The following is an 11,680-nucleotide window of genomic DNA, read 5'->3' as shown; positions in this document are numbered from 1 at the left end:
CCCGTAGGCCCGACTCGCGGCAACCGGGGGCCGCCTCCCGACCCGTGGGCCAGGTTGCGGCATCCGGGGGCCACCTCCCGACCCGTAGGCCCGACTTGCGGCAACCCGTGGCCACCTCCCAACCCGTAGGCCCGACTCGCGGCAACCGGGGGCCGCCTCCCGACCCGTGGGCCAGGTTGCGGCATCCGGGGGCCACCTCCCGACCCGTAGGCCCGACTCGCGGCAACCCGTGGCCACCACCCGACACGTGGGCCCGACTTGCGGCATCCCGTGGCCACCACCCGGCCCGTAGGCCCGACTTGCGGGATCCCGTGGCCGTCGGCCGGCCCGTCGGCGATCGACCGGCGGCCGGTCAGCCGTTGCCGGCCATCGCGGCGAGGCGGCGGGCGAGCCGGGCGACGGCCTCCCGCAGCTCCGGCGGCTCCAGCACCCGCGCCTCGACGTCGAGCCGGGCGATCTGCGCGGCGAGCCACTCCCAGTCGTCCCCGCCGACGACGAGCACGCACCACCCGTCGCGGTCGTCCTCGACGCGCCCCACCTGCGGTGGCACCAGTTGCCGCAGCCGGTCGGGCTCGGTGTGCACCCGCACCCGGGCGAGACACCGGTACGGCGCCTCGGTCACCGACCGCTGCACGTAGGCGACCGGGTCCGGGTGCTCGCGCGCCCGGAAGCGCCAGGTCGTCGCCACCGCCTCGCGCATCCGGTCCAGCCGGAAGGTGCGCCAGTCGTCGCGGTCGACGTCCCAGGCCATCAGGTACCAGCGGCGGCCGGTGGTGACCATCCGCACCGGCTCGACGGCGCGCTCCCGCTCGGCGCCGTCGCGGTCGGCGTAGCGGAACCGAACGCGGACCGCGTCGCGGCAGGCCCGGGCGAGCGTGACGAGCAGTTCCCCGTCGATCTCGACTCCGGGGCCGACCAGGGTCTCGGTGGCGTCGTGCACCGCCCGCACCTCGGCGCGCAGCCGGGCGGGCATCACCTGGTCGAGTTTGGTGAGCGCCCGCAGGGCCGCCTCGCCCGCTCCGGCGACCGTGCCGCCCGAGGCCAGCCGCAGCGAGACGGCCGTCGCGATCGCCTCCTCGTCGTCGAGGAGCAGCGGCGGCAGCCGGGTGCCGGCGCCCAGTTGGTAGCCGCCGCCGACGCCCGGCACCGCGTACACCGGGTAGCCGAGTGCCCGCAGCCGCTCCACGTCCCGGCGTACCGACCGGTCGGTGACCCGCAGCTCGGCGGCGAGTTCGGCGGCGGTCCAGGACGGCCGCCGTTGCAGCAGCGCCAGCAGCCGCAGCACCCGCTCGGTCGTCGCCTCGACGGTCATTCGGTCATCGTTCCACAGATCACGGAACGTTCCTGTCCGCTATTACGGGCAGGGTCGGGGCCATGACCGACCTGAATGGGAACCTTCTGCTGCGGGACCAGCTCGACTGGCACTGGACCCGTCAACTCCGCGACCGCCTGGCGGGCCTCACGGACGACGAATACTTCTGGGAACCGGTGCCCGGCTGCTGGAACGTGCGACCGCGGGGCACCGGCACCGCACCGGTGCAGGGCGGGCAGGGCGCCATGACGATCGACTTCGCCATGCCGGAGCCCGACCCGCCGGCGTTCACGACGATCGCCTGGCGGCTCGGGCACGTGATCGTCGGGGTGCTCGCGGTCCGCAACGCCGCGCACTTCGGTCGCGCGCCGACCGACTACCAGTCGTTCGAGTACGCCCCGACCGCGGCGGCGGCACTGGCCCAGCTCGACGCGGAGTACGCCACCTGGCTGTCCGGCGTCGAGTCCCTGGGCGAGGCCGGCCTGGCCCGCCCGTGCGGCGCGGCGGAGGGGCCGTACGCGGAGCGTCCGCTGGCGGCGCTGGTGTTGCACATCAACCGCGAGCTGATCCACCATCTGGCCGAGGTGTGCCTGCTCCGCGACCTCTACCTGCACACCCACCAGCAGACCCGACGGGAGGCGAGCTGAGATGGCCCGCGACGTACAGATCACGTTCGACTGTGCCGACCCGGCCGCGCTGGCGGCCTTCTGGGCCGACGCGCTCGGCTACCGGTTGCAGGATCCGCCGGGCGACTTCGCGACCTGGGAGCAGGCGCTGGACGCGCTCGGTGTGCCGCCCGAGCGGCGCAACGACGCCTCCGCGGTGGTCGACCCGGAGGGCGCCGGGCCACGGCTGTTCTTCCAGCGGGTGCCGGAGGGCAAGCGGGCCAAGAACCGCGTACACCTGGATGTGCGGGCCGCGCCCGGCCTGGCGGGTGACGCGCGGATGGCGGCCCTGGAGGCGGAGGCGGCGCGGTTGGTCGCCCTCGGCGCCACCCGGCTGAGCCGGCACGAGCCGGCGCCGCCGCTCGGCGCCGGGCACCTCGTGCTGACCGACCCGGAGGGCAACGAGTTCTGCCTCGACTGACCGGCCGCGCGGCGCGGTCGCGCCGCCGGGATCAGGTGACGATGGTCCGGCGTTCCTGGCGGGAACGCCGGACCATCTCCATCGCGGGCGACGCCGGGACCGGCTCCGGTCAGCCGACGGCGGCCAGGTCGGTCAGCCGGGCCAGCGAGTCCTCCAGGTCGGCGCCGACCCGGCGCAGGCCGAGCCGGAGCAGGGCGGCCTTGACCGGCCCGGCGGGCCACCGTACGACGATGAGCCGCACGACGGTCCCGCCCTCCTCCTCGTCCGGGGTCAGCTGCACGTAGATCTCGGTGCGCGCCTCGGCCCGGGCGCCGGCGCCCTTGGCCCGCTCGCGCCACCCGATCAGGGTCGGCTCCTGGTAGGCGATCACCTCGGCCTCGTGCGCCGCGCCGCGCCCGGCCTGGACCAGTTGTCGCCGGCCGAAGCCCTCTCCGGAGAGGACCTCGGCCGCGCGGACCCCCGCCAGCCAGGCCGGCAACTGCTCGGCCCGCTGCACGACGTCCCAGACCGCTTCCACCGGCGCCATCACGTGCGCACTGCGTTCCACGAGGATCATCTTGTCTTTCCCCCACTTAAACCACATCCGCGATATTCGGCACTCTATGTGTAAATCGGACTTACCCGGACGGGTTCGGAAAAGACACGCCGAAAGCCCTTGCCCTGCCTGGCTTTCGGGCCTATGGACCGGCGGCGCTCTGCGCCCTAGAGTCGCGAACACGCTTCGCGTTTCTGGAGGGCGAATGACGAGCGCGCCGATGCCCGACTTCCCCGCCGGCTTCCGGTGGGGGGTGTCCACGTCCGCGTACCAGATCGAGGGGGCGGCCACCGCCGACGGCCGGGGTCCGTCCATCTGGGACACCTTCGCCCACTCCCCGGGCCGGATCGTCGACGGCAGCACCGGCGACGAGGCCTGCGACCACTACCACCGGTACGCCGAGGACGTCGCGCTCCTGGCCGGGCTCGGCGTCTCCGGCTACCGGTTCTCCATCGCCTGGCCCCGGGTCCAGCCCACCGGCGCCGGGCCCGCCAACCCCGCCGGGCTCGACTTCTACGACCGGCTGGTGGACACCCTGCTGGCGCACGGCGTCGACCCGGTCGCCACGCTCTTCCACTGGGACCTGCCGCAGGCCCTCGAGGACGCCGGCGGCTGGCTCAACCGGGACACCGCCGCCCGCTTCGCCGAGTACGCCGACCTGGTCGCCGCCCGCCTCGGCGACCGGGTACGGCTCTGGATCACCCTCAACGAGCCGTTCATCCACATGAGCCTCGGGCACGGCATGGGCCTGCACGCCCCCGGCCGGGCGCTGCTCTTCGACGCCTTCCCGGTGGCCCACCACCAGCTCCTCGGGCACGGCCTCGCGGTCGCCGCGCTACGCGCCCGCAGCACCAGCCCGGTCGCCATCGCGAACAACTACTCGCCGGTGCGCCCGGCCGGCGGGACCGACGCCGACCGGGCGGCCGCGGCGGCGTACGACGCGCTGCACAACCGGCTCTTCACCGACCCGCTGCTCGGGCGCGGCTACCCCGACGGCTTCGACCTGTCCGTGGTCCGCACCGGCGACCTCGACGTGATCGCCGCCCCGATCGACGTGCTCGGGGTGAACTACTACAACCCGACCGCCGTCCGGGCCGCCGAGCCGGACTCGCCGCTGCCGTTCGAGCTGGTGCCGCTGGACGGCTACCCGCGCACCGCCTTCGACTGGCCGGTGGTGCCCGACGGGCTGCGCGAGCTGCTCGTCGATCTCAAGCAGCGGTACGGCGACGCGCTGCCGCCGATCCAGGTCACCGAGAGCGGCTGCGCGTACGACGACGTACCGGACGCCGACGGCCGGGTGCCCGACCCGGAGCGGATCGCGTACCTGGACGGGCACGTCCGGGCGGTCCACGCGGCGATCGCCGCCGGGGTCGAGGTGACCGGGTACTTCGTCTGGTCGCTGCTGGACAACTGGGAGTGGGCCGAGGGCTTCACCAAGCGGTTCGGCCTGGTGCACGTCGACTACGCCACCCAACGGCGCACCCCCAAGGCGTCGTACGCCTGGTACCGGGACGCGGTGATCCGGGCCGGTGCCGATCCGGGGCCGGCGCGGTGACCACGGTGAACCCGACGCCGGCCTCGCTGCCGGCGGCGCTGGCCGAACCCACCGTGCCGGTGCGGCGGAGCTGGATCGCGCTGATCTTCGCGGCCAACCTGGGCGTCTGGATGGCCTTCTTCACCCCCATCCAGGTGCTGCTGCCCCAGCAGATCGAACGGATCGCGCCCGGCGACAAGGAGGCGATGCTCGCGGTCGTCACCGGCCTCGGGGCGCTCGCCGCGGTGCTGGCGAACCCGTTGGCCGGCGCGTTCTCCGACCGCACCGTGCTGCGCCTGGCCAACCGGCACTTCGGCCGGCGGCACGTCTGGACCGCCACCGGCGCGGTGCTCGGCGCGCTGGCGCTGCTGCTGCTGGCCCGGCAGCAGACCATCGCCGGGGTGGCGGTCGCCTGGGTCGCCGCGCAGGTCTGCTTCAACGCCATGCTGGCCAGCCTCACCGCGGCCATCCCGGACCGGGTGCCGGTGGCCCAGCGCGGCGGGGTCTCCGGCTGGGTGGGCATCCCGCAGGCGCTCGGCCTGGTGCTCGGCGCGGTGCTGGTCACCGCCGTGGTCACCGGCAACGCCGCCGGGTACGCGGTCATCGCGCTGGCGGTGCTGCTGCTGTCGCTGCCGTTCGCGCTGCTCACCGAGGACGACCCGCTGCCCCGCGAGCACCGGCCGGTGCTCCGGCTGCGCGCGCTGCTCGCCTCCATGTGGATCAGCCCGCGCCGGCACCCCGACTTCGCCTGGGCCTGGTTCACCCGGTTCCTGGTCCAGCTCGGGAACGCGCTCGGCACGCTCTACCTGCTCTACTTCCTCACCGACGGGGTCCGGGTGGCCGACCCCGAGGGCGCCCTGCTGGTGCTGATCCTGCTCTACACGCTCGGCATGATGCTCACCGCCGTGGTGTCCGGGCGGATCTCCGACCGGTCCGGCCGGCGCAAGGTGTTCGTGATCGTCTCCGGGCTGGTCATGGCGGTGGCCGCGACGCTGCTCGCGGCCGCCCCGACCTGGCCGATGGCGATCGTCGCGGCGCTGCTGCTCGGCGCCGGCTACGGTGTCTACCTGGCGGTGGACGCGGCGCTGATCACCCAGGTGCTGCCGGCCGCCACCGACCGGGCCAAGGACCTCGGGGTGATCAACATCGCGAACTCCGCCCCGCAGGTGCTCGGCCCGGCGCTCTCCGCCCCGATCGTGGTCCACCTGGGCGGCTACCCCACCCTGTACGCGGCCACCGCGGTGATCACCCTGCTCGGCAGCGCCCTGGTCCTCAAGATCCGCTCCGTGCCGTGACCGCCCGCCGCCCGCCCCGGGTGTTGGCCGGGGCCCGCCACCTCCGAATGCGTTAAGAAGGGGCCCCTCCTTATCCGCTCGCGTGCCGCCGTAGGCTGGAGCACGTGACGGTACGTGTACGCTTCGCCCCCTCCCCGACCGGTATGTTCCACGTCGGCGGCGCGCGCTCCGCGCTGCAGAACTGGATCTACGCCAAGCAGCAGGGCGGGGTGTTCGTGCTCCGCATCGAAGACACCGACGCCGCGCGCAACAAGCCCGAATGGACCGAGGGCATCCTCTCCGCGCTCGACTGGATCGGCATCGCCCGGGGCAGCTACGAGGGCCCCCACTTCCAGTCCTCGTACGCCGGTGAGCACCGGGCCGCCGCGCAGCGGCTCTACGAGGGCGGCCGGGCGTACTACTGCGACTGCACCCGGGAGGACGTGCAGGCGCGGACCGGCTCGCAGTACCAGGGCTACGACGGCTTCTGCCGGGACCGGGGCCTGACCCCCGGCGAGGGCCGGGCGCTGCGCTTCCGCACCCCGGACGAGGGCGAGACCGTGGTGGTCGACCTGATCCGGGGCGAGCCGACCTTCGAGAACAAGCTGATCGAGGACTTCGTCATCGCCCGCGGCGACGGCTCCCCGGTCTTCCTGCTCGCCAACGTGGTCGACGACATGACCATGGGGATCACCCACGTCATCCGGGCCGAGGAGCACCTGCCCAACACCCCGAAGCAGCAGCTGCTCTGGGACGCGCTCGGGGTGAAGCCGCCGATCTGGGCGCACGTGCCCGTGGTGGTCAACGAGAAGCGGCAGAAGCTGTCCAAGCGGCGGGACAAGGTCGCCCTGGAGGCGTACCGGGACGAGGGCTACCTCGCCGCCGCGATGCGCAACTACCTGATGCTGCTCGGCTGGGCCCCCTCCGGCGACCGCGAGATCGTGCCCTGGTCGGTCATCGAGGACGAGTTCCGGCTGGAGGCGGTGAACCCCTCCCCGGCGTTCTTCGACGAGAAGAAGCTGCGCGCGTTCAACGGCGAGTACATCCGGGCGCTGCCGATCGAGGACTTCGTCACGGAGTGCCAGCCGTGGCTGACCGGCACGGACACCATCGCCCCCCCGCCGTGGCAGCCGGCCGAGTTCGACGCCGGCGCCTTCGCCGCGGTCGCCCCGCTGGCGCAGACCCGGATCGCGGTGCTCAGCGAGATCGTGCCGAACGTCGACTTCCTCTTCCTGGCCGACCCGCTGATCGACGAGGCGGCCTGGGCCAAGGCCATGAAGGAGGGCGCGGCGGACCTGCTGGACGCCGCGATCGCCGCCTTCGACGCGCTGGCGTCCTGGGACGCCGAGTCGCTGAAGTCCACGCTGGAGGCGGTGGGCGCGGAGCGCGGGCTGAAGCTCGGCAAGGCGCAGGCGCCGGTCCGGGTCGCCGTCACCGGTCGTACCGTCGGCCTGCCGCTCTTCGAGTCGCTCGAGGTGCTCGGCCGGGACCGCACCCTGACCCGGCTGCGCGCCGCCCGGGTGCGCCTGGTCTGACCGCCGGTGCGGGGCTCAGCGGCGGGCGGCGCGGCGGCGCAGCAGCAGCCCGCCGCCCAGCACGACGAGCAGTGCCGCGACGCCGAGCGCCCAGAACCAGCCGGTCCCCCCGCCCTCCCCGGCGCGGGACGCGGCGGGCCCCGCAGCCGGCGCGCTGCCGGACCGGGCCGGCGGGGTGCTCGGCGCCGCGCTGGTCGACGCCGGGGCGGCCGACGGCGTCCCGGCCGGGACACCGGCGGTCAGGGTGAAGCGGATCTGCCCCCGCACCGGATGACCGTCGGCCGAGCCGACCTGGTAGGCGACCAGGTACTCGCCGGCCCGGCCCGGCGTGAACGGCACGCTGACCCGCTTACCGGCGAAGGTGGCCGCGCCGGTCGAGGCGGCCACGTCACCCGGGCCGGTGACGGTGACCTTCGTGGTGGCCGGTGACGGGGTGGCCAGGAAGCGCAGCTCGATCCGCTCCGGCGCGGTCGCCAGCCGGGCACCGTTCGCCGGGGCACTGCCGGCCAGCGAGTTGTGCGCGGCGGCCGGCGCGGCCGGCAACAGCACCGGCACCCCGACCGCCAGGCAGAGCACCATCAGCCCGCCACCCGCCACGCGGGCGACCCTGCCCCCCATGAGCCCCTCCATCCGGGTACGATCCGGCCGCTGATCAACGACCGCTCATTGGTCGGTCGTAGATCGCAGATAGTTCCAAATACTGTTCCACTAGCTGCAACCGAGCGACGTTCTGCGGAGTCTTTGAAGGTGGGCACCCGAAGTTCGGGCCGGGCCACCGCCGTCGGCCGATCACGTGTGACCTGCAGCGGATGCCACCCATCGAACGGGGCGAGGAGGCGGCGATGGTCCGTAAGGTGAGGCGGCTGCTGGCAGCCGTGGCGGCCGGTGCGCTCGCCGCCCTGTGCACGCTGACCCTGGTCGACGCCCCGGCCGCCCAGGCGGCCCCCAAGCCGAAGCTGCCACCGGCCGGAGTGGACATCACCGGCGACCGCCTCGACCAGCCGCTGCAACTGCGCGCCGACAGCCGCCCCGCCGAGGTCAACGCCGTCATCGACCAGGTGAAGTGGCTCGGGCAGACCGGCCAGCAGCGCGGCCCGGGCGCCAAGGACCTCGGTCCGAAGTACACGGTGGTGGTGCTCACCGGGGGCAACCCGGCGAAGACGTACGACCTCTATCCGCTCGCCAAGGGCGGGCCCCGGGTCTACCGGCCGGCCAAGCAGCCCGACCTGAGCAAGCCCCGGGCCGGCTGGTTCTTCGGCCGGCTCAACATGTCCGAGACGCTGCGCGGCGTCGGGGTGCCGCTGGAGAAGCAGTTCGACACGCTCAGCGGCGGCATCGGCGGTGGCGAACGGGTCATCCCCGAGGAGGCGCTGGACCCGGTGCAGGACATCGACGACGCGATGGGCGAGTTGCAGCGGCTGCTGCTGCTCAACGTCGGGGTGGTCGTGATCATCACCGCCGGCCTCGCCGGCATCGCGCTGCTGGTCCGCCGCCGCACCCGCTGACCGGACGCCACCCGGTCAGACCTCCAGCACCACCTTGCCCCGGACGTGCCCCGCCGCCACCAGGCGCTGCGCCTCGGCGGCCTCCGCCAGCGGGAACGTCCGGGCCACGTGCACGGTCAGCCGGCCGGCGTCCACGAGCCCGGCCAGCACCGCCAGGTCGGCCGTGGACGGCTTCACGAACAGGTAGCTGCCGCCGAGCTGGGTGACGTGCTCCGGGTCGGCGGTGGAGACCAGCCGGGCCGGCCGGGCCAGCAACTCGGCGGAGACGTCCAGGGCGTCGCCGCCGAACAGGTCCAGCGCCACGTCCACCCCGTCGGGCGCGAGCGTGCGGAGCCGGTCCAGCAGGCCGGGGCCGTAGCTGACCGGCTCGGCGCCCAGGGACCGGACGAAGTCGTGGTTGGCCTCGCTCGCGGTGCCGATCACCCGGCCCGCGCCGAGAGCCCGGGCCAGCTGCACCGCGAGGTGGCCCACCCCACCGGCGGCCCCGTGCACCAGCACCGTGTCGCCCGCGCCGGTCCGGGCCAGTTGCAGGGCCTGGTACGCGGTCAGCCCGCCCAGCGGCAGCCCACCCGCCTCGGCCCAGGACGCCTGCACCGGCTTGTCGGCCAGGCAGCGTTCGGGGGCCGGCACCAGCTCCGCGTACGTGCCGTGCTGCAGGTCGTCGCGGCGGACGTACCCGATCACCTCGTCGCCCACCGCGAAGCCGGCCACCGCCGGGCCGACCGCCTCGACCACCCCCGCCGCGTCCCACCCGGGGACCAGCGGGAAATGGGTCGGGATGGCGCCGGCCAGCTGGCCGTCGCGGACCTTGCCGTCGACCGGGTTCACCCCGGCGGCCCGCACCCGCACCAGGACCGTGTCCGGTCCGACCGGCGGGATGGGCAACTCCCGCAGGGTGAGCCGGTCGGCCGACCCGTACGCGTCGATCGCGATCGCCTTCACCCTGCTCACGCTAGCCGCCGGCGGGCCGCCGTGGGGTCAGCACCAGCGCCGCGGCGGCCGCTCCCGGCGCAGCCCGCGGTTGCGCGGCCGGACCGGGCCGTGCCGGTGCCCGCCCGCCCAGCCGGGCAGGTCGCTGCGGCAGCCCTCGTCCGCCGGCTCGGGCCCGGCCGGCGGCACCGGCTCGGCGGGCCGGGGCCGGGGCAGCGGCGCGGCGTCGTCGCGGTCCGGCCCGCGGCCGGCGGCCGGCTCGGCCGAGTGGGTCAGCCCCGTCCAACGGGGCTGCTTGGCGGGCGCCGGCTGCTCGTGGTGGCCCGGCCGGCAGGGCTCGCCCTGGGCGCAGCCGTGCTCGGCCTCCCCGTGCGCCATCCCGGTCTCCTCACGTTCGCCATCGCCCGCCGGGCGGTCGCCCCGACGTGCCCTGACACCGTACTGGCCGGGGCCGACGGCGCGGACGGCGCGTACCCGTGGAGATCGTCCGCGACCGGCGCCGGCGCGGGGCGGGGCGGCGGTCGGGTCGGTCACCGGCGGACATTCTGCCCCAGCCCGCCCGGCCGGCCCGCCGCCGGACCGACCTCGAGGTGCCGTTGCTGGTCAGGGCGTGTCAGGCTGGGGCGGTGAGCGAGCCGGGCGGGACCGAACTGTCGGCGACGCTGCGCCGGATCGAACGGGCGGCGGGCGCGCTGGCCACCGCCAGCGTGTCCCGGATGGACGAGACCCTGCCCTGGTTCCGGGAGCTGCCGGCGGACCAGCGGTCCTGGGTGATGCTGGTCGCCCAGGCCGGCGTCCGGTCCCTGGTGCAGTGGCTGCGGCAGGGCGGCGGCGCCACCGACAGCACCCAGGAGGTCTCCGACGAGGTCTTCGCCACCGCGCCGCAGGCCCTGGCCCGCTCGATCAGCCTCCAGCAGACCGTCGCGCTGATCAAGGTGACCATCGAGGTGGTCGAGGAGCAGGTGGCGCACCTGGCCGTGGAGGGTGAGGAGCAGTCGCTGCGCGAGGCGGTGCTGCGCTTCTCCCGGGAGATCGCGTTCGCCGCCGCCCGGGTGTACGCCCGTGCCGCCGAGTCCCGCGGCTCCTGGGACGCCCGGTTGCAGGCGCTGCTGGTGGACGCGCTGCTGCGCGGCGACTCGCCGGACGTGCTGGCCAGCCGCGCGGCCGCGCTGGGCTGGTCGGACGCGCCCCCGGTCGCGGTGGCGGTGGGCCGCTCGCCGGGCGGCGAGGTGGCCGCCGTGCTGCACACCGTCTACCGGCAGGCCCGCCGGATCGGCGTCGAGGTGATCGGCGGCGTGCACGGCGACCGGCTGGTGATCGTGCTGGGCGGGGCGGCCGACCCGCTGGCGGCCACGGAGAAGCTGCGGTCCGCGTTCGGCGAGGGCCCGGTGGTGGTCGGCCCGGCCGTGCCCAGCCTGGACGAGGCGACGGACTCGGCGCGGGCGGCGCTGGCCGGCTTCCGCGCGGCGCCGGCCTGGCCGACCGCGCCGTGCCCGGTGCCCGCCGCGGAGCTGCTGCCCGAGCGGGCGCTGGCCGGTGACGCCGAGGCCCGGCGCCGGCTGCGGCACGACGTGTACGCGGCGCTGGTGCGCGCCGGCGGTGAGCTGCTGGAGACGCTGGACGCCTTCTTCGCCGCCGGTGGCACGCTGGAGAGCGCGGCGCGTGCCCTCTTCGTGCACCCGAACACGGTGCGCTACCGGCTCAAGCGGGTCGCCGAGGTGACCGGCTTCTCGCCGCTCGCCCCACGGGACGCGTTCGCCCTGCAGGTGGCGCTGACGGTGGGTCGGCTGGACCCGGTGGTCCCGGGGGTCACACCGGTACCGAGCCAGACATTGGGCCCGACCGGCCGGAAATCACCACAGACAGGTGACGATCACCGCCGATCTTTGTAGGAACCATCCAAAGCTTCTAGTACGGTTTGGTGCCGTGCGTTACAGCGTGACCCGCGAGTATCCGTCAGAGTCGTAAG

The 11,680-nt window shown here is 74.8% G+C and carries 12 protein-coding genes; 7 read left to right on the top strand and 5 right to left on the bottom strand.

What is annotated here, in order from left to right; translation table 11 throughout:
* Window positions 1–352: 352 nt before the first annotated feature.
* Window positions 353–1,312 carry a YafY family protein gene (locus tag AB0I11_RS30390; RefSeq protein WP_357328354.1) on the bottom strand — a complete coding sequence of 320 codons (960 nt, stop codon included), beginning with the start codon at window positions 1,310–1,312 and terminating at the stop codon, window positions 353–355.
* A gap of 62 nt (window positions 1,313–1,374) precedes the next feature.
* Here AB0I11_RS30390 and AB0I11_RS30385 point away from each other — a divergent pair, with 62 nt between their 5' ends.
* Window positions 1,375–1,959, top strand: coding sequence for a DinB family protein (locus AB0I11_RS30385; RefSeq protein WP_357328351.1), 585 nt, complete (start codon window positions 1,375–1,377; stop codon window positions 1,957–1,959).
* Window position 1,960: 1 nt separating this feature from the next.
* Complete coding sequence (locus tag AB0I11_RS30380; RefSeq protein WP_357328348.1) at window positions 1,961–2,398, top strand: VOC family protein; 438 nt, start codon at window positions 1,961–1,963, stop codon at window positions 2,396–2,398.
* Window positions 2,399–2,507: 109 nt separating this feature from the next.
* On the opposite strand, the gene AB0I11_RS30375 is transcribed toward AB0I11_RS30380, so the two are convergent.
* Window positions 2,508–2,954, bottom strand: coding sequence for an SRPBCC family protein (locus AB0I11_RS30375; RefSeq protein WP_046570642.1), 447 nt, complete (start codon window positions 2,952–2,954; stop codon window positions 2,508–2,510).
* A gap of 184 nt (window positions 2,955–3,138) precedes the next feature.
* Between AB0I11_RS30375 and AB0I11_RS30370 the strand changes: the two genes are divergently transcribed.
* The 3 genes from AB0I11_RS30370 to gltX all read left to right on the top strand — a co-directional run bounded on the left by AB0I11_RS30370 (window position 3,139) and on the right by gltX (window position 7,276).
* Complete coding sequence (locus tag AB0I11_RS30370; protein WP_357328344.1) at window positions 3,139–4,488, top strand: GH1 family beta-glucosidase; 1,350 nt, start codon at window positions 3,139–3,141, stop codon at window positions 4,486–4,488.
* Entirely contained in the window at window positions 4,485–5,762 is a 1,278-nt protein-coding gene (locus AB0I11_RS30365) for an MFS transporter (protein ID WP_357328341.1), read from the top strand. The genes AB0I11_RS30370 and AB0I11_RS30365 overlap by 4 nt, the downstream gene beginning before the upstream one ends.
* Before the next feature lie 104 nt (window positions 5,763–5,866).
* On the top strand, window positions 5,867–7,276 hold the full coding sequence (gene gltX, locus AB0I11_RS30360) for a glutamate--tRNA ligase (RefSeq protein WP_357328338.1): 1,410 nt from the start codon (window positions 5,867–5,869) through the stop codon (window positions 7,274–7,276).
* A 15-nt stretch (window positions 7,277–7,291) separates the two neighbouring features.
* Here the strand turns inward: gltX and AB0I11_RS30355 are convergent, their stop codons facing one another.
* Window positions 7,292–7,894 carry a copper resistance CopC family protein gene (locus tag AB0I11_RS30355; protein ID WP_357328335.1) on the bottom strand — a complete coding sequence of 201 codons (603 nt, stop codon included), beginning with the start codon at window positions 7,892–7,894 and terminating at the stop codon, window positions 7,292–7,294.
* A gap of 224 nt (window positions 7,895–8,118) precedes the next feature.
* Here AB0I11_RS30355 and AB0I11_RS30350 point away from each other — a divergent pair, with 224 nt between their 5' ends.
* A complete protein-coding gene (locus tag AB0I11_RS30350; protein ID WP_357328361.1) occupies window positions 8,119–8,781 on the top strand; it encodes a hypothetical protein in 663 nt (220 codons plus the stop codon).
* 15 nt (window positions 8,782–8,796) lie between these two features.
* Here AB0I11_RS30350 and AB0I11_RS30345 read toward each other — a convergent pair whose 3' ends face one another.
* Both AB0I11_RS30345 and AB0I11_RS30340 read right to left on the bottom strand, forming a co-directional pair.
* Window positions 8,797–9,723, bottom strand: a complete 927-nt coding sequence (locus AB0I11_RS30345) for an NADP-dependent oxidoreductase (RefSeq protein ID WP_357328332.1) — start codon at window positions 9,721–9,723, stop codon at window positions 8,797–8,799.
* A 36-nt stretch (window positions 9,724–9,759) separates the two neighbouring features.
* On the bottom strand, window positions 9,760–10,089 hold the full coding sequence (locus AB0I11_RS30340; RefSeq protein ID WP_357328329.1) for a hypothetical protein: 330 nt from the start codon (window positions 10,087–10,089) through the stop codon (window positions 9,760–9,762).
* Window positions 10,090–10,301: 212 nt separating this feature from the next.
* On the opposite strand from AB0I11_RS30340, the gene AB0I11_RS30335 reads away from it, so the two are divergent.
* On the top strand, window positions 10,302–11,603 hold the full coding sequence (locus AB0I11_RS30335) for a helix-turn-helix domain-containing protein (protein WP_357328357.1): 1,302 nt from the start codon (window positions 10,302–10,304) through the stop codon (window positions 11,601–11,603).
* Window positions 11,604–11,680 lie beyond the last annotated feature (77 nt).

Source organism: Micromonospora sp. NPDC050495 (genome assembly GCF_040655175.1).
Lineage (GTDB): Bacteria > Actinomycetota > Actinomycetes > Mycobacteriales > Micromonosporaceae > Micromonospora.
The sequence above is the reverse complement of the archived record's forward strand: the minus strand, read 5'-3'. Positions and strand labels throughout refer to the sequence as shown.